17 protein-coding genes are annotated in these 16,173 nt (G+C 61.6%); 9 read left to right on the forward strand and 8 right to left on the reverse strand.

What is annotated here, in order from left to right; translation table 11 throughout:
* The first annotated feature begins 25 nt into the window (after positions 1-25).
* The 4 genes from BM045_RS11720 (at position 26) to BM045_RS11735 (ending at position 4,277) form a co-directional block, all read left to right on the forward strand.
* Entirely contained in the window at positions 26-634 is a 609-nt protein-coding gene (locus BM045_RS11720) for a DedA family protein (RefSeq protein WP_092183487.1), read from the forward strand.
* Between the two features lie 361 nt (positions 635-995).
* A complete protein-coding gene (locus tag BM045_RS11725) occupies positions 996-1,298 on the forward strand; it encodes a YggT family protein (RefSeq protein WP_092183489.1) in 303 nt (100 codons plus the stop codon).
* A 3-nt stretch (positions 1,299-1,301) separates the two neighbouring features.
* Positions 1,302-1,742 carry a GNAT family N-acetyltransferase gene (locus BM045_RS11730; protein ID WP_092183491.1) on the forward strand — a complete coding sequence of 147 codons (441 nt, stop codon included), beginning with the start codon at positions 1,302-1,304 and terminating at the stop codon, positions 1,740-1,742.
* 390 nt (positions 1,743-2,132) lie between these two features.
* Positions 2,133-4,277, forward strand: a complete 2,145-nt coding sequence (locus tag BM045_RS11735) for a sodium-translocating pyrophosphatase (RefSeq protein ID WP_092183493.1) — start codon at positions 2,133-2,135, stop codon at positions 4,275-4,277.
* 55 nt (positions 4,278-4,332) lie between these two features.
* On the opposite strand, the gene BM045_RS11740 is transcribed toward BM045_RS11735, so the two are convergent.
* Together BM045_RS11740 and BM045_RS11745 are read right to left on the reverse strand one after the other, a co-directional pair.
* Entirely contained in the window at positions 4,333-4,677 is a 345-nt protein-coding gene (locus tag BM045_RS11740) for a DUF6968 family protein (protein WP_092183495.1), read from the reverse strand.
* 75 nt (positions 4,678-4,752) lie between these two features.
* Entirely contained in the window at positions 4,753-5,202 is a 450-nt protein-coding gene (locus BM045_RS11745) for a MarR family winged helix-turn-helix transcriptional regulator (RefSeq protein WP_092183497.1), read from the reverse strand.
* Positions 5,203-5,275: 73 nt separating this feature from the next.
* Here BM045_RS11745 and BM045_RS11750 point away from each other — a divergent pair, with 73 nt between their 5' ends.
* Positions 5,276-5,812, forward strand: a complete 537-nt coding sequence (locus BM045_RS11750; RefSeq protein ID WP_092183499.1) for a cytochrome b — start codon at positions 5,276-5,278, stop codon at positions 5,810-5,812.
* Here the strand turns inward: BM045_RS11750 and BM045_RS11755 are convergent.
* The 4 genes from BM045_RS11755 to ppa all read right to left on the reverse strand — a co-directional run bounded on the left by BM045_RS11755 (position 5,809) and on the right by ppa (position 8,615).
* The gene (locus tag BM045_RS11755) at positions 5,809-5,988 is read right to left on the reverse strand and encodes a hypothetical protein (RefSeq protein WP_092183501.1); all 180 of its coding nucleotides are present in this window, start codon (positions 5,986-5,988) and stop codon (positions 5,809-5,811) included. The genes BM045_RS11750 and BM045_RS11755 overlap by 4 nt on opposite strands.
* A gap of 51 nt (positions 5,989-6,039) precedes the next feature.
* A complete protein-coding gene (locus BM045_RS11760; RefSeq protein ID WP_092183503.1) occupies positions 6,040-6,642 on the reverse strand; it encodes a chloramphenicol phosphotransferase CPT family protein in 603 nt (200 codons plus the stop codon).
* Positions 6,639-8,012 carry a serine hydrolase gene (locus tag BM045_RS11765; RefSeq protein ID WP_092183505.1) on the reverse strand — a complete coding sequence of 458 codons (1,374 nt, stop codon included), beginning with the start codon at positions 8,010-8,012 and terminating at the stop codon, positions 6,639-6,641. The genes BM045_RS11760 and BM045_RS11765 overlap by 4 nt, the downstream gene beginning before the upstream one ends.
* Positions 8,013-8,081: 69 nt before the next feature.
* Entirely contained in the window at positions 8,082-8,615 is a 534-nt protein-coding gene (ppa, locus tag BM045_RS11770) for an inorganic diphosphatase (protein WP_092183507.1), read from the reverse strand.
* Positions 8,616-8,721: 106 nt separating this feature from the next.
* Between ppa and BM045_RS11775 the strand changes: the two genes are divergently transcribed.
* Positions 8,722-9,270, forward strand: a complete 549-nt coding sequence (locus BM045_RS11775) for a hypothetical protein (protein WP_092183509.1) — start codon at positions 8,722-8,724, stop codon at positions 9,268-9,270.
* On the opposite strand, the gene BM045_RS11780 is transcribed toward BM045_RS11775, so the two are convergent.
* Positions 9,257-9,703 (reverse strand): tellurite resistance TerB family protein, encoded by a 447-nt coding sequence (locus tag BM045_RS11780; protein WP_092183511.1) that lies wholly within the window; start codon positions 9,701-9,703, stop codon positions 9,257-9,259. The genes BM045_RS11775 and BM045_RS11780 overlap by 14 nt on opposite strands.
* A 250-nt stretch (positions 9,704-9,953) precedes the next feature.
* On the opposite strand from BM045_RS11780, the gene BM045_RS11785 reads away from it, so the two are divergent.
* From BM045_RS11785 to BM045_RS11795, 3 genes are read left to right on the forward strand one after another with little or no spacing between them, the layout of a single operon-like run.
* On the forward strand, positions 9,954-10,754 hold the full coding sequence (locus BM045_RS11785) for an ImuA family protein (RefSeq protein ID WP_092183513.1): 801 nt from the start codon (positions 9,954-9,956) through the stop codon (positions 10,752-10,754).
* On the forward strand, positions 10,645-12,309 hold the full coding sequence (locus BM045_RS11790) for a Y-family DNA polymerase (RefSeq protein ID WP_139198778.1): 1,665 nt from the start codon (positions 10,645-10,647) through the stop codon (positions 12,307-12,309). Before BM045_RS11785 ends, BM045_RS11790 begins: the two co-directional genes overlap by 110 nt.
* Positions 12,306-15,761: an error-prone DNA polymerase gene (locus BM045_RS11795; RefSeq protein ID WP_092183516.1), complete on the forward strand. Its 3,456-nt coding sequence runs from the start codon at positions 12,306-12,308 to the stop codon at positions 15,759-15,761. The genes BM045_RS11790 and BM045_RS11795 overlap by 4 nt, the downstream gene beginning before the upstream one ends.
* Here the strand turns inward: BM045_RS11795 and BM045_RS11800 are convergent.
* On the reverse strand, positions 15,758-16,048 hold the full coding sequence (locus tag BM045_RS11800) for a 4a-hydroxytetrahydrobiopterin dehydratase (protein WP_092183518.1): 291 nt from the start codon (positions 16,046-16,048) through the stop codon (positions 15,758-15,760). The two genes, BM045_RS11795 and BM045_RS11800, sit on opposite strands and share 4 nt — an antisense overlap.
* Between the last annotated feature and the right edge of the window lie 125 nt (positions 16,049-16,173).

A 16,173-nucleotide genomic window follows, 5' to 3' on the forward strand; every position in this document is an offset into this window, starting at 1 on the left:
GCCGGCCAAACAAGGAGACTGCCGCATGACCGACTGGATCATCCAGACCATTTCCGAACTTGGATATCTGGGGATTTTCCTCGTCATGCTGGCCGAATCGATCTTCCCGCCCATTCCGTCCGAGCTGATTATTCCCTTTGCCGGCTTTGCCGCTGCCAATGGCGATCTCAACCTGTTCGGCGTGCTCGCCGCAGCCACGATCGGCGCGGTGGTCGGCATGCTGCCCTGGTATTATGCCGGCCGGCTATTTGGTCTCGAGCGCGTGCGCTATCTCGCCGACCGCTTCGGCCGCGTCATGGCCTTCAATGCCGACGAGATCGACATGGCCGTCGGCTGGTTCAAGCGCTTCGGCCCGATCATCGTGCTGTTCGGCCGGCTGATCCCGCTGATCCGTACGCTGATCTCCATCCCCGCCGGTCTCTCCCGCATGAGCCTGCCGGTGTTCCTCGCCGCCTCGACCACGGGCGCTCTGGTGTGGAACACATTCCTCACCATGGCCGGTTTTATCCTGCATGAGCACTACGAGCAGATCGAAGTCGTGCTCGACCCGCTGAGCTATATCGTGCTTGCTCTGGTGGTCGTGCTCTATCTCCTCAAGGTCGCCACCTGGAAGCCGAGCAAGGCGCAGGCCTGAGCCATTCGGGCATAGCCCTCATGGCCTTCTCGCCTCAAATCGCGCCACTGGCGCGATTTGCCCTGCGGGACGGGTCGAAGTCGCATTCTGCAACGGCCCTCGCAAATTGCGAGGCATCCCACCCCGCAAAACGCGAATATTCACAGCGCCTTAATCTCTGCCGCCCGGTTTCCGGCACCCCCTGACTTGGCACGCTTCGTGCAATGAAGTCCCCGTCCGGAGAGTGTTGTTTTGCGTACCGGACCCAAAGTCATTGGAGCCTCGTTCCGTGCGACCGGAGCGGGGCTCTCATGCTTTTGGGGGCGGGCCTTGCCGCAAGCCCTCCTATTGCATAGATAATCCCCGACACTGGAGACCCCCGATGCAAGCTGTGCTGGCCGTCATTCTCTATATTCTCGAGATCTACCGCTGGGTGCTGATCGCCATGATCATCATGAGCTGGCTGATCTCGTTCAATGTGATCAATACCCGCAATGGCTTCGTTGAAGGCCTGTGGCGCGTGCTCAACCAGCTCACCGAGCCGGTGCTGCGCCCGATCCGCCGCATCATGCCGAATTTTTCCGGCCTCGATATTTCCCCGATCATTGCCTTCATCCTGATCTTCTTCATCGACCAGGTGATCCGCATCTATCTCTTCCCGATGGCCATTCGGGCGGGGATCTAGCCCATGCCGCTCGCGTCCGGATTTGAAATCTCCACCGATCGCGAGCGGATCGATCTCGACTATGTGCATCATTACCTCAGCACGCTGAGCTATTGGGCGCAGGGCATTCCCCGCGATGTGGTGGCCCGTTCGATCGACAATTCCATCGCCTTTGGCCTCTATGGTCCGGATGGCAAGCAGGCCGGCTTTGCCCGCGTCATCACCGATAGGGCTACCTTTGCCTGGCTGGCCGATGTGTTCATCGACCCTGCCATGCAGGGCAAGGGTCTCGGCAAGGGCCTGATGGAAGCGATCTTCGGCCACTCCGAGTTGCAGGACCTGCGCCGCTTCATGCTGGTCACGCTCGATGCGCATAGCCTCTACCAGCAATATGGCTTCGGTCCGCCGCCTAATCCCGAACGTCTGATGGCCGTGGTGCGGACCGACCTTTACGGCAAGAGCTGAGGGTAAGGAAGAATACCCACACCTAGCCTCCCCCTGAAAAGGGGGAGGAATCCGGCTGGCGGTTGTCGTCGATAGTGCCCCAAACTCGATCTGTTCCTCCCCCTATCAGGGGGAGGCTAGGTGTGGGTATCCGACAAGGATTCTTCAAGCTGCTCCCGCCATTCGGCCATAGGCCTCATGGCCTTCTCGCCTCCAGTCGGGCCACTGGCGCGACTGGCCCTGCCGGGACGGCTCGAAGCGCGACAAAACATCGCAATAACCAATTGCTTACGCCCTCAATCCCGCTAATCTCGGCCCTTGGAAGGGGCTCGTAGGAGGCGTGTCTTTGCTGGTTGGAGGACCGGCGCTGCCACGGTTGAGTCCCTGGAGGAAAATCTAGAGGGACTTTCTATGACTTTGGCACTCTGGCTGATCGTCGTGTGTGGCGCTCTGTCCATCGTCTATGGGGTGATCACCACCCGGCAATTGCTCGCGGCTGACGCGGGTTCGGCCCGTATGCAGGAAATCTCGGCTGCCGTCCGGGAGGGCGCATCGGCCTATCTCAAGCGTCAATACACCACGATCGCTATCGTCGGCGTCATTATCCTGATCGCCGCCTATTTCCTGCTTGGCATCTATGCCGCCGTGGGCTTCCTGCTCGGCGCGGTGCTTTCCGGCGCGGCCGGCTTCATCGGCATGAATATTTCCGTCCGTGCCAATGTCCGCGTCGCCCAGGCGGCCATCGGCTCGCTCGGCCGCGGCCTCGATCTCGCCTTCAAGTCCGGGGCGGTCACCGGCATGCTGGTGGCGGGGCTAGGCCTCCTCGGCGTCACCCTCTATTTCATCATCCTCACCCAGGTGATGGGCTTTGCCTTCAATGACCGCGTGGTCATCGATGCCCTGGTGGCGCTGAGCTTTGGCGCCTCGCTGATTTCCATCTTCGCCCGTCTCGGCGGCGGTATCTTCACCAAGGGTGCCGATGTCGGCGGCGACATGGTGGGCAAGGTCGAAGCCGGCATTCCGGAAGACGATCCGCGCAACCCGGCGACCATTGCCGATAACGTCGGCGACAATGTCGGCGACTGCGCCGGCATGGCGGCCGACCTGTTCGAAACCTATGTGGTGACCATTGTTGCCACCATGGTGCTGGCCGCGATCATCCTGCCGGATGCCTTCAAGCTGGCTGGCATGGTGTTGCCGCTGGCCATCGGTGGCGCCTGCGTCGTGACGTCGATTATCGGCACCTATTTCGTCAAGCTGGGCGCCGACAACAATATCATGGGCGCGCTCTATAAGGGCATTATCGCCACCGGCGTGCTGTCGCTGGTGGTGCTGCTGCCCGTGCTCTGGTTTGTCTTCGGCGACCTCAACGTGGCAATCGAAGCCTCGGACAAGACCTTCACCCCATGGGCGCTGTTCTGGTGCGGCGTGGCGGGCCTGGTCATTACAGGGCTGATCATCGTCATCACCGAATATTATACCGGCACCAACCGGCGCCCGGTCAACTCCATCGCCGAAGCCTCGGTCACCGGCCATGGCACCAATGTCATCCAGGGTCTCGCCGTCTCGCTCGAATCCACCGCCCTGCCGGCCCTGGTGATCATCGCCGGCATTATCGTCACCTATAATCTGGCCGGCCTGTTCGGCATCGCCTTTGCCGTGGCGACCATGCTGGCGCTGGCCGGCATCGTCGTGGCGCTCGACGCTTTCGGCCCGGTCACCGACAATGCCGGCGGCATTGCCGAAATGGCCGGCCTCGACAAGGAAGTGCGCCACAATACCGATGCGCTGGATGCCGTGGGCAATACCACCAAGGCCGTCACGAAGGGCTATGCCATTGGCTCGGCGGGCCTGGGCGCGCTGGTGCTGTTCGCCGCCTATACGCAGGACCTGATCTATTTCTCGTCCCTGCCGGACGCTCCGGCGATCTTCCAGGGCGTGGGTCAGCTCACCTTCTCACTCGCTGACCCCTATGTCGTCGTCGGCCTGCTGTTCGGCGGGTTGCTGCCTTTCCTCTTCGGCGGCATGTCGATGACCGCCGTCGGCCGCGCCGCACAATCGGTGGTGGTGGAAGTGCGCCGCCAGTTCAAGGAACGGCCGGGCATCATGGCCGGCACCGAAAAGCCCGACTATGGCCGGGCCGTCGACATGCTGACCAAGGCGGCGATCAAGGAAATGATCGTGCCATCGCTCTTGCCGGTGCTGTCACCGATCCTGGTCTTCTTCCTGATCAACTGGATCGCCGGCCCCGCCGCAGGCTTCTCGGCGCTCGGCGCCATGCTGATGGGCGTCATCGTCACCGGTCTCTTCGTTGCCATCTCAATGACCGCCGGTGGCGGCGCCTGGGACAATGCCAAGAAAAGCTTCGAAGACGGCTTCACCGACAGCCACGGCGTCAAGCACTTCAAGGGATCCGATGCCCACAAGGCCTCGGTCACCGGCGACACCGTCGGCGACCCCTACAAGGACACCGCCGGCCCGGCGGTGAACCCGATGATCAAGATCACCAACATCGTGGCGCTGCTGCTGTTGGCTGTGTTGGCGCATCTGGGCTGACCAGACGTTTTCTGGACTGGAATGAAGAAGGCCCGGGGATGCTCCGGGCCTTTGCCTATTTATCCAATCCGAAGAATTCCTGATCATGCCCGATCAGCAGATCACGCGCACCTTTTGGCATTGGAAAACCATAGCCATTCCATGGCTTGACCCACCATAGATTGCGCTCGTGGTGATAGCGGCTCATATAAAGCTCGGTGACAATTTTTTCGATAGCGCCATGTAGCGCGGCAATCATGTCATTGCCGACGGAGTGGCTTTTCACCGTGCCTTCCGGCCAGTCTATCTCGTAGCGCGCATGCCAGACCGTGTCGTAGGGCTCGGCCAGATAAAGCCGGACCTCGACCGGGATTGGGCCCTTCTTGCTGTCTATCGTCAGAGTACGCGTGCCTGCAAGCATCAGGAGTCTCCAAGGTGATTGAAGGGTGGGATAGGGTCGCCTTTCATGCAAGCCGTATGGCTTGATCGTGCTTGCTTAGTCGCCGAGCTCGCCTTCATGCGCGTCCAGCACAGCGGTAACCTTGCCGAGGAGGGCAATATATTGCTGCCGTTCATCCAGTGTCAGTGGCTCGAGCGCCAGTTCATTGATGCTGGTGACCACCTGCTCCACCGCGGCGATCTGGCCGCGGGCGAGCGGCGTCAGCGCCACCAAGGCGCTGCGGCGGTCGGTCGGGTCGGGGGTGCGCAGGATCATGGCGTCGCGCTCCATGCGGTTGAGCGTTGCGGCCATGGTGGGCTGCTCCACCGCGGCGCGGCGGGCGAGTTCCTTCTGCGTCAGCTGGCTGCCGTCGGCCAAAGCGAACAGCACCGGCATATAGGCCGGAGCAATGCCCGAAGGCGCCAATTGCCGCTCCAGCTCGCGGGCAAACAGGCGGGCGGCCCAGTTGGTCATATAGCCGGCAGAACTCTCGCGGGTCAGAGGCATTGCATAGCTTGCTATGTAAGTAGATAGTATGCTATCTATATCGTGCGGATGTTGAGACCGCAAGGAGAATGCCATGTCGATCAAGAGCAGTCCCAGCCGCTATGGTAGCGTGGCCATCGCCATCCACTGGCTGACCGCCCTAGCGATTTTTGGCATGCTGTTCAGCGGTCTTGCCGCCAGCAATGCTGCCAATCCACAGACCCAGTTCACCCTGCTGCGCGGCCATGCGGTGATGGGCACGCTGATCGGCGCGCTGACCATCTTCCGCGTGGTCTGGTGGCAGGCCTTCGACAAGCGTCCCAAGGATCAGCCGGGCCTGTCGCGCCTGCAAAAGGGCGCTGCCCATGCCGTGCATTACGGGCTCTATGCCGTGATCCTCGTCATGGTGTCGAGCGGCTTTGCCACGGTGATCATGACCGGCGCCAACCTGCAATTGTTTGGCGCCGCGCCCCTGCCGCTACCCGATTTCACCCTGGCGCCGCCAATGACGGTGCATGGCATCCTGTCGCGCGTTTTGATCGCCATGTTGATCGGCCATATCGGGGCCGCGCTCTGGCATCAGTTCATCAGGCGCGATCGGCTGTTGGCGCGGATGGGGCTGGGGCGCTAACGCCGCCGCACGAACCAGACGAGCGCGGCCCCGATGATGGCGACGACAATGCCGATATAGAGCCACTGGCTCTGGCCGGACATGGCGCTGCCGGCCAGCAGATTGGCGCCCTGGAGTATCCACACCAGGCCGACGAGGAACAGCAGTACGCCGGCAATCGTCCCGAACAGTTTCATGATCCCATCCCCCAAAGCGCCAGCCTGCGCCCGGGCGGGACACAGGGCAAATCACGAAGTGGCAGCGAGGCGCGCAAGGGCGGTGGCCGGACGGAGCAAGGCTGCTGCTATGGCCGCGACGCAATCGTCCGGCGACATGCTGCCGGTATCGACCGTGAGGTCATAAATCCCCGGCATATGCACCGCATCCTGCCAGCGCTGCACCGGCGCGGGAATGCCGGGGCCATGCGCGTAAAACCCGTCCTGCGGATCGGCATTGCGCCGCGCCATGATGGTCTCGATCGGGCAGTGCACGCCGACTAAGAGCACATCGAGGCCCGCTAGCAGAAGGGCGCATTGCGGCAGGATGTGCAGCGGCTGCGAATAGGCATCGTGATGGCCGACATCGACCACCACGTCAAAACCCTCAAACGCATGGGCGGCAATGCTGGCGTAAAGCGCCCGATACAGCCGGACGACGTCGGGCTCAAGATCGGGCCGTTCGCCACCCGGCCGCAAGCCTATCCCCGGCTTCAGCGCATCGGGTAAACTGCGGTTCTGTACATCGACGCCCAGATTGACCCATGTGCCGGGGAGGGTTTTCTGCAGGACCTGTGCAATAGAGCTCTTGCCTGAGCGCGGGGCGCCATTGAGGATGACGACGCGACCGCTCATTTGCGCGTGCCCGAAATGTCCTGTCCGTTCTGGTGCAGGATCAGGCCCGTCGCCTTGCCGTCGGCGCCGGTTTCGAAGCTGATCTGGGCATCGACGACCTTGAGGAAGAAGATGGTCTCGCTTTCCGGGAAGGCGGGAAACCGATCCTGGCCACTGGCCTGGACATACAGCTGGCCGTTTTCGACGGTGACGGCGATCTGGAATTCGGGGCCGAGTTCATAGTCGCCGACATAATTGTCCAGCACGGCGGGATCGAGTTGGACCTCAGTGCGCGGCTGGGGCTGCGGGGTCAGCGGCGCCGTCGGGTCGATCAGGTGGAAGCCGATATCCTCGATGCCGGTGGCGCTGATGGCGTTGGCGAGCACGACCGCGGCGCGGCCGGTGTTTCGGTCATAACCGGCGAAGGCATTGAAGCCGCCGGTCATGCCATTGTGCCAGACGATCTGGCCGCCCGCGTGTTGCAGGATCATCCAGCCGAGGCCAATGCTCATGGCCGGCGATCCGGCCGGGCGTGTGCGCTCAAGCATCAGATCGAAGGCCGGCTTCAGTGGCGTTTCGGTCTGGCCACTGGCGGCAGCGATGAATTTAGCCATGTCTGTGGCTGTCGAGCGCCAGCCGCCGGCCGGAGCAAAGACGTCAAAATCCCAATGGCCGGCCGGCTGGCCCTGCGCATGGCCCGATGCAAATCGGGGCAACTTATCCTCGGGTACCACCAGCGTGGTATCTTCCATGCCCAGCGGATCGAGAATGCGTTGCTGCACCATTTGTTCATAGGACTGGCCGGCGACATGGCTGACTGCCAGCCCGATCAGCGTGGTGCCGATATTGGAATATTCGTGCTTCTCGCCCGGCGCGCGGGGCAGAGGAAAGGCGGCGAGGAAAGCGTTCAGCAGGTCGACGCTGTAGAATTGATAGGGATTGGCCGGATCGGCCAGTGCCAGCTCGGGCGGAATCGAGGGCAGGCCAGAGGTGTGGGTGGCGAGATCGAAGAGGGTGATCGGTTTGCCCTCGAATTCGGGGACCATCGTGCCCTCGGGCAAATAGTCGCTCACCGGCGCATCGAGGTCGATCTTGCCCTCGAGCACCAGCTGGGCCAGCAGCAGGTTGGTGAAAATCTTGGAGATCGAGCCGATCTCGAACAGCGTGTGTTCGTCGACCGAGGTCGGGCCACCCGCTGCAAGCACGCCATGGCTGGCAAAGCTGGGCACATCGTCTTCGACCACGGCCGTTGCGATACCGATACCCTGGCCGTCGCGGGTGATGCGGTCGGAGATGATCTGTGCGGGATCGGGCGTCACAACCGCCTCCTGCGCGAGACTGGGCGAAACGGCCAGCGCGGCAAAGGCCAGCGCAGCGAGAGTGAAACGCATTAGAGCTCCATGGGCTATGCCGGTCGATATGACCTCATGCACAGCCCATGGGGCAAGCTTGTGACGTGCCTACTTGGCCTTGTTGTGCATCTCGATCGACTCGAGGATCACCTTCTTGGCGTCCTCATAGCCGCCAACATGGGAAATCTTGGCCCATTTGCCGGGTTCGAGATCCTTATAGTGGGTGAAGAAGTGTTTCACGCGCTCGACCTGGATTTCCTGCATGTCGCCGATATCCAAGATGGAATCATACATCTTGGTCAGCTTGGAGACCGGCACGGCAAGGATCTTTTCGTCCTGGCCGCCATCGTCTTCCATGAACAGCACGCCGAAGGGGCGGCAGCGCACCACGGCGCCGGGCACCAGCGGGCGGGAGTTCATGACGATGACGTCGAGCGGATCGCCGTCGCCGCACAGCGTATGCGGCACAAAGCCGTAATTGCCCGGGTAGCGCATCGGCGTATAGAGGAAGCGATCGACGAACAGGGCGCCGCTGGCCTTGTCGATTTCATACTTGATCGGTTCGCCACCCATCGGCACTTCGATGATGACATTGAGGTCGTCGGGCGGATTCTTGCCGGTCGGGATGGCGTCGATGTTCATTTCAGCTCTCGTTCATCGGGGAGGCGACAAAGGTTGTGGGGTTGTGCCCATACTAGGCCGCAAAGGCAAGTCAGTTTGGCGCAAAGCCGCCTGCCAAGGAGCAAAGATGAAGCCGATCCTGACCGCCGTCCTCGCCACTCTGGCCTTGGCCACACCGGCCCATGCCGCCTTCAACAGCGCCTATACCGACCTCGATCTCGACCTTTGCCTCGTGCTCGATGCCGATGATTTCGGCGCAAGCTGGTCCTGCCCCGGCTACAAGGGCTATCCGCTCAAGGTCAATGAGGGGGACCTGCGCTTTTCGCTCGAATATGGCTTTAATGTCGATGCCAATGAGAGCGGCGGGCAGACCCTCTCGCCGTTCAATTATTTGGGCCCCAAGATGGAATGGCGCCTGTCCAACAAGCTCGGCCGCTGGATGCCGATTGCCACCATCGTGCGCTATCACACGGCCGATTCCGAAACCGGCGAGGACAAGGGGCAGGTTCTCGTGGTGACGCAATTGGTGGAGGGCAATACCTGCCATATCGCCTATGTCGATGCCCTGGCCAACAAGGATGCCAATGAACTGGCCCGCGCCGCTGCCGATAAATCCGGCGACTTTGACTGCGGCACGGACGAAGTGGAAACCATCGGCAAGTTTACGGCGTGGTAGGCTGAGCTTTACCCACTTGATTGCGCAGGATCGTGCGGTCGCGGCTGGAGACGCCGATCAGCTCGGCAATGCGCCAGACCATATTGTCTTCCAGCTCGTGGTTCTTCTTGTCGGCAAACACCACCATCCACATCATGCGGACGATCTCGATGCGATCGTCCATCTCGAGCTGGGTGATGGCGGCAGTGAACTTGTAGAAATCCACCGCCTCGGCATCGCGCAGCGCGGCTTCTTTCACCAATCTGTCCACGCTCTGCTCGTCGAGCCCATAATGATCCTGCAGCGCGCCCTTGATGGCCTCGCGCTCTGCATCCTTCATCTGCCCGTCAACGGCGGCCAGATGCACGAGAAGCGCGGCGACGGAGAGTTTGGGATCGTTCTTGTCGATGCCCGTCTCGGGACGATTGAACAGTTTGGTAATGGCCTCGAACACGGCGACAGCCTCCTTCGGGGAGCGGACAGGTCAGCGAAAGGGTTTGCGCGCCGGGAGGCAGGCCAAGGCAGAGTGAACAGTCCGGAGGATTTCCTCAATGGCCCAAACCCCGTCTCACGCGCTCTTGAGCGGGCTTGATGCTGAAGCGCCACAGTGGATGTGATTGAGGCGCACGGAAAATGACTCGACTCCGCAGAGATTCGGAGTCAAACATGTTCCTGTTTTGTTCACTCATGAAGAGGTTGGCGCGATGACCTCGCCCGATCGCCAACAGCGCATCGCCGCGCTGCGCGACACCATTGCCGACATCGAAAGAAAGCCGGCACTGGCGGAGGCGCGGGTGAGGGTCGAGGCGGAGTATGGGCGATTTCCCAAGTTTGCCGGTGGTCTCCTGCAGGAGATTTTCACTGATGATTGCCGCAATACCGGTGCAAGCCTTGGCTTTGCACTGGCGCAGATGCATGGCCTGCTGACGGCAAGCCGCATGGCGGTGGTCCATCTGCAACTGGCCGACGAGGCGCAGAAACTGGGCCTGCCCTATGGACCCGGTCTTGCTCATTTCGGCCTCGACCCCGGAGCAATGATCCTGGTGCGTCCAGCCACTATGGCTGAGCTGTTGTGGGCCGCTGAGGAGGCGATTGCCTGCCGGGCGGTGGCCGGGGTGGTGGCCGATATTGCGGGCCATCAGAAACTGCTCGATTTCACTGCCAGCCGGCGCCTCAGCCTGCGGGCCGCAGAGGCGGGCAGTTCGGTGTTCATGCTGCGCTACGGCATGCAGCGCCAATCCAGTGCGGCGCAGTTGCGATGGCATCTGCTGCCGACGCGCAGTGGACACAAGCAATTTGATGATCGAGCGCCTGGCCCGGCGCGCTGGCAGGTCCGGCTCGAACGCGGATCATTGATCAGACAGCATGCCGAATGGGTGCTGGGATGGACTGAACATGGATTTTCAACCTTCGCTCCTCGAACCGGCCAGCAGTCTCGTCCGGCAACGCCGTTTCCTCGTGCTGTCACTGGGCAATTGGCCGACCGATTATCTCAAGCGGGCTGATCCCACCCTGGCCGCCCCCTTGGCGCTCTACGAAAAGATCAAGGGCGGCCTCCGCATTGTGGCCTTGGATAGCGAAGCCAGCAAAGCGGGGATCACGCTGGGGCAAAGTCTGGTCAATGCGCGGGCCCTGGTACCAGCGCTGACCGCCCGGGAAATCAACCGGCCGCTGCTCGAAGCCGGCTTTGCCGATTTTGCGGATTGGCATTCCAATACCAGTCCGATGGTGGCGGTGCTGGACGATGTCAGCAGCTTTGGGGATCTGGTGCTTGATATCACCGGGGTGGACCATCTGTTCGGCGGCGAGCCTGCCATGCTGCACATGGCTCTGACCCGCTTGCGCCTGCTGGGCTATAGCGTGAACGGCGCCATTGCGCCGACCATCGGTGCAGCTTGGGCTGTCAGTCACTTTTTATCCAGCCGGGTGGTGGCAGCTGATGGCTTGATCGGATTGCTTGATGCCCTTCCTGTCTCTGCGCTCCGGCTCAACGAGCAGCAGGTCGCCACACTGGCCCAGATGGGCCTCAAGACCATCGGGCAATTGCGCCAGAGGCCACGCAAGCCGTTGCAGGCGCGGTTTGGGCTATCGCTGCTGACCCGGCTCGACCAGGCCTATGGGATCATCGAAGAGCGCATGACACCACGGCTTCCCGTGGCCGAGCATCATGTCGAGCGGCGTTTTGCTGACCCGATCGCGCTGATGGATGACGTGCTGGCCTGCGCGCATGACCTGGCCATCCAGCTGGCCTATCGGCTCGAAGCCGATGGCAAGGGCGCGCAGGCTTTCCATCTGTTTTTGTATCGGGTGGATCACAAGGTCATGTCGCTGTCGGTCAATTCGGCTCGACTGACTCGCGATCCGCATCATATCGCTCAGCTGTTCGCCCATCGCGCCGAGCGGCTGTCGGGGGAATATGACGCCGGATTCGGCATCGACATGATCCGGCTGGCCGCGAGTTCTCTTGACGCGCTGGATGCGAGCCAGCTGGGCGCTTTTTCCGCCGACGAGGGGACCGAGGATCTCGACCAGCTCAATGACCGCATGGCCAGCCGTCTCGGCACCATGGCCGTGCTGCGCACCCAGATGGTAGCCAGCAACATGCCGGAACGGGCGGCGCGGCTGGTTCCGACCCAGGCGGGCAAGCCGGACATGGCGTCGTCGCGTTCCTTCACCCGTCCCGTGCGCCTCCTGCCGGTGCCGGAATATGTCGCGATCAGCGCCGAAGTGCCTGATGGGCTGCCCGCCTTGATGATCTGGCGCCGCCAGCAATACCGGCTGGTCAAGGGAGCTGGTCCGGAGCGGCTGGAAACAGAGTGGTGGCGGTTTGCCGAGCGGCTGGAACTGGTTCCGCCACCTGAACCCAAGGAGCCAGAGCCCGGGAAAGAGCCGGATCCGCCGCCTTACATTCCTGATCTGCCCCTGCACGAGCCGGACGGAAAGGCCCGCGATTACTATCGCGTTGAGGACGAGGATGGTCGGCGCTTCTGGGTGTTCCGCCTTGGGTTCTATAGCGGGCCAACCATGCCGTCCTGGTATCTGCATGGATTTTTCCCATGAGCCAGGTCATCGCACTACCGCAGTCCCGGCCTGCTCGCCTGCCGAGCCTTTTCGTGCCCGACTATGTTGAGCTGGTCGCGACCAGCAATTTCTCTTTCCTGCGGGGCGCTTCGCATCCCGAGGAGCTGGTTTCGGCGGCCATCCATCTGGGCCACAGCGCCTTTGGCCTATGCGATCGCAACAGCTTTGCCGGCGTGGTGCGCGGCTATGTGGCGGCGCGCGACCATCAGGTCCGTCCTGCTCATTTCCGCTATCTCGTCGGCGTGCGGCTGTGCTTTGCCGATGGCACGCCCGATATCATCGCCTATCCAAGTGACCGGGTGGCCTATGGACGCTTGTGCAAGCTGCTGACGGTCGCCAACCAGCGCGGTGAAAAGGGCAAGCCGGTTCTGCATTTCGCCGATCTGTTCGGCTCGGGCAGTGCTTCACCCGCAGAACAGGGCCCGCCCGAAAACTACGCCGTGGGACAGCTCTTCATCCTGATGCCCGACGAGACGGATTGGGGCCTCACCGAGAAAACCCTCGACCGGCTCAGCCGTTCTGCTCCCGGTCGGGTCTGGGTGGCCGGTACGCCGCGCCTCGATGGCGAGGATAGGGCACGCCTCAATCGTGTTGCGGCTCTGTCGCGGCGCCATAAGGCGCAGATGATTGCCAGCAATGACGTGCTCTACCATGAGCCGAGCCGCCGCGTGATTGCCGATGTGGTGACCTGCATTCGCGAACACACGACGCTTGAAGATGCCGGCTGGCTGATGTCGGCCAATGCAGAACGGCATCTCAAGCTGCCGGCGGAAATGGCGCGCTTGTTTACCGAACATCCCGATGCCATCGCCCAGACAAAAGTGTTTGCCGAGCGGATCGGCTTTTCACTCAGCCAGCTCGAATATAATTACCCCGAGGAGACCATTGGCAATGGCGAGACGGCACAGCAGACGCTGGAACGCCTGACCTGGGTGGGGGCGGCAAGGCGTTTCCCAAGCGGCCTGCCAGCGGAAACCCGCGATCAAATTCTCGAAGAGTTCAAGCTGATCAATGACAAGGGCTATGCCGCCTATTTCCTGACCGTGCAGGATATCGTGCGCCATGCCCGTTATGACCTCGGCATCCTGTGCCAAGGGCGCGGTTCGGCGGCCAATTCGACGGTCTGCTATTGTCTCGAAATCACCGAGGTCGATCCGCGCAAGGCGACCCTGGTATTTGGCCGCTTCATCTCCACCGAGCGCGACGAGCCGCCCGATATCGACGTCGATTTCGAGCACGAGCGGCGCGAGGAGGTGATGCAATATGTCTACAAGAAATATGGTGGCAAGCGCACCGGCCTGACGGCGAATGTCATTTCCTACCGCTCCAAGAGCGCCATTCGCGAAACCGCGAAAGTGTTCGGCGTGTCCGATGATACGGTGGCCGCCTTCAATCAGCTGCATTGGGGCTGGGGATCAAAACTCGATCTGGCCAAGGTCAAAACCCTGGGGCTTAACCCGGACGATCCGGTGCTGGCGCAGATGTTCGAGGTGGTGAAGGTGCTGCGCAGCTTTCCGCGCCACCTCAGCCAGCATGTCGGCGGTTTCGTCATCACGCGCGATAGTCTCGAGAGCCTTGTGCCGATCAGCAAGTCAGCCATGGATAGCCGCACCATCATCGAGTGGAACAAGGACGACATCGACGCACTGAAAATCCTCAAGGTCGACGTGCTGGCGCTCGGCATGCTGACCTGCCTGCAGCGCGCCTTTGGCCTGATGGAAAAGCATTATGACCGCAAGGTCGAACTGGCCGAGCTGCAGAACGAGGAATATGACCACCCCGAAAGAGCAAAGCCCGTCTACGAGATGACACATCGGGCCGATACGATTGGGGTCTTCCAGATCGAGAGCCGGGCGCAGATGTCCATGCTGCCGCGGCTCAAGCCCAAGGTGTTCTACGATCTGGTCATCGAGGTCGCCATTGTCCGGCCCGGGCCGATCCAGGGCGGCATGGTGCATCCCTATCTGAAACGCCGCGAAAACAAGGAAATCTGGATCCCCGATCCTGATGATCCGCTGGACCAGGTGCTGAAGAAAACGCTCGGGATTCCGCTGTTCCAGGAACAGGCGATGCAGATGGCCATCAAGGGCGCCGGCTTTTCAGCCGGCGAGGCCGATCAGCTCCGCCGCGCCATGGCGGCCTGGAAGCGCACCGGCAAGATCGGTGTGTTCAAGGACAAGTTCATCGCCGGCATGCTGAACAATCCACGTGGCTACACCCGGGAATTTGCCGAGCGCTGCTTTTCGCAGATCGAAGGCTTTGCCGAATATGGTTTCCCTGAAAGCCATGCAGCTAGTTTCGCACTGCTCGTCTATGCTTCCTGCTGGCTCAAGTGTCATTATCCGGATGTCTTTGTCTGCGCTCTGCTCAACTCGCAGCCCATGGGTTTTTATGCGCCCAGCCAGCTGGTGCGCGACGCGACCGAGCATGGCGTCCAGACCCTGCCGGCCGATATCAATATCTCCGCCAAGGACTGCTCGCTGGAAGAGACACAGCATGACCTGCGTCAGCATATCTGGTCCCGGCATGCCGAAATGGCCGAGCATATCTATACCGAAAAGGCTGTCCGCCTTGGCCTGCGCATGGTCGAAGGATTGGCGCAAAAGGATATCGAGAAAATTATAGCGGAACGGGGTGAGGGCTATATCTCCGTCCGTGACCTCTGGCTGCGTACCGGCGTGCCGATTGCCAGTCTCGAAAAGCTCGCCCGGGCCGATGCCTTCAGTTCGCTGGGGCTGAACCGGCGGGAGGCCCTATGGGCGGTCAAGGGCTTGATCGGCACGCATGGTGCAGAAATGCTGCCGCTGTTTGCTACAGCCGGACCGTCGTTAAGCCATCCTGTCGAGGATGCGGCCAACCTGCCGCTGATGCAGCCCGGCGAGGAGGTGATACACGACTATGCGACGCTGTCGCTGTCGCTCAAGGGGCATCCGGTGGAATTTCTGCGTCCCATGCTCAATGCGCGCGGCACGACGCGAGCGCGCAACCTGGGTACGGTGGAATCTGGATTGCGTATCGAGGTGGCGGGGCTGGTGCTGGTCCGCCAGCGTCCTGGCACGGCCAGCGGGGTGATTTTCGTCACGCTCGAAGACGAGACCGGTGTTGCCAATCTGGTGGTCTGGCCAAAGCTGTTCGAGGATGACCTGATGCGCAAGACGCTGCTGTCGAGCCGCATGCTGGCGGCAAAGGGCCGGTTGCAGCGCGAAGGTCTCGTGACGCATTTGATCGTTGAGGACATGGAGGACCTGACGCCCGATTTGCTCAACCTGTCGCATGGCGCCGAGATTGGCGATGCGGTGGTTGCCCGGGCTGACGAGGGCAAGTCAGGGCCGCCCGAGCATTCCACTCGCGATCGCAATGCGGTGCGGGAGATAGAGATGGCGCGGAGACGCGCCTATGCCGCCCTCCCCGGTGGCCGCAATTTCCACTAGCCCAGCAGCTTGTCGATCGCCTTGGCTAAATCCACGTCCTTCTGGCTCAAGCCGCCGGCGTCATGGGTCGAAAGCGTGATGGTCACCGTGTCATAGCTGTTAGACCAGTCAGGGTGATGGTCGGCTGTCTGGGCTTCCAGCGCCACACGGGTCATGAAGCCGAAAGCTTCCGAGAAGCTTTTGAACTTGAAGACGCGGCTGATGGCGTCATCGGCGTCATCGTAAGTCCAGCCCTTTAGACCGCTTAGGCCTTCGTCGCGTTGGGTCTTGTTGAGTTTTTCGGCCATGGCTCACCTCTTGCGTGATATCCGGCAGCCAAGGCTGCCTGCGTTGCCGGATTAACGTGCCGAAGCGCGATTTGGTCGCAGTTTGCCTCGATCGTGCTAAATTCGTCGCCGGATTTTAAGTTCGT

Origin of the sequence: Devosia sp. YR412 (genome assembly GCF_900110945.1) — a bacterium.
Lineage (GTDB): Bacteria > Pseudomonadota > Alphaproteobacteria > Rhizobiales > Devosiaceae > Devosia.

Excerpts from the sequence above, each read along its gene's own strand:
- BM045_RS11720 (WP_092183487.1), top strand. The coding sequence starts at position 26 with ATGACCGACTGGATCATCCAGACCATTTCCGAACTTGGATATCTGGGG.
- BM045_RS11725 (WP_092183489.1), top strand. The coding sequence starts at position 996 with ATGCAAGCTGTGCTGGCCGTCATTCTCTATATTCTCGAGATCTACCGC.
- BM045_RS11730 (WP_092183491.1), top strand. The coding sequence starts at position 1,302 with ATGCCGCTCGCGTCCGGATTTGAAATCTCCACCGATCGCGAGCGGATC.
- BM045_RS11735 (WP_092183493.1), top strand. The coding sequence starts at position 2,133 with ATGACTTTGGCACTCTGGCTGATCGTCGTGTGTGGCGCTCTGTCCATC.
- BM045_RS11740 (WP_092183495.1), bottom strand. The coding sequence starts at position 4,677 with ATGCTTGCAGGCACGCGTACTCTGACGATAGACAGCAAGAAGGGCCCA.
- BM045_RS11745 (WP_092183497.1), bottom strand. The coding sequence starts at position 5,202 with ATGCCTCTGACCCGCGAGAGTTCTGCCGGCTATATGACCAACTGGGCC.
- BM045_RS11750 (WP_092183499.1), top strand. The coding sequence starts at position 5,276 with ATGTCGATCAAGAGCAGTCCCAGCCGCTATGGTAGCGTGGCCATCGCC.
- BM045_RS11755 (WP_092183501.1), bottom strand. The coding sequence starts at position 5,988 with ATGAAACTGTTCGGGACGATTGCCGGCGTACTGCTGTTCCTCGTCGGC.
- BM045_RS11760 (WP_092183503.1), bottom strand. The coding sequence starts at position 6,642 with ATGAGCGGTCGCGTCGTCATCCTCAATGGCGCCCCGCGCTCAGGCAAG.
- BM045_RS11765 (WP_092183505.1), bottom strand. The coding sequence starts at position 8,012 with ATGCGTTTCACTCTCGCTGCGCTGGCCTTTGCCGCGCTGGCCGTTTCG.
- ppa (WP_092183507.1), bottom strand. The coding sequence starts at position 8,615 with ATGAACATCGACGCCATCCCGACCGGCAAGAATCCGCCCGACGACCTC.
- BM045_RS11775 (WP_092183509.1), top strand. The coding sequence starts at position 8,722 with ATGAAGCCGATCCTGACCGCCGTCCTCGCCACTCTGGCCTTGGCCACA.
- BM045_RS11785 (WP_092183513.1), top strand. The coding sequence starts at position 9,954 with ATGACCTCGCCCGATCGCCAACAGCGCATCGCCGCGCTGCGCGACACC.
- BM045_RS11790 (WP_139198778.1), top strand. The coding sequence starts at position 10,645 with ATGGATTTTCAACCTTCGCTCCTCGAACCGGCCAGCAGTCTCGTCCGG.
- BM045_RS11795 (WP_092183516.1), top strand. The coding sequence starts at position 12,306 with ATGAGCCAGGTCATCGCACTACCGCAGTCCCGGCCTGCTCGCCTGCCG.
- BM045_RS11800 (WP_092183518.1), bottom strand. The coding sequence starts at position 16,048 with ATGGCCGAAAAACTCAACAAGACCCAACGCGACGAAGGCCTAAGCGGT.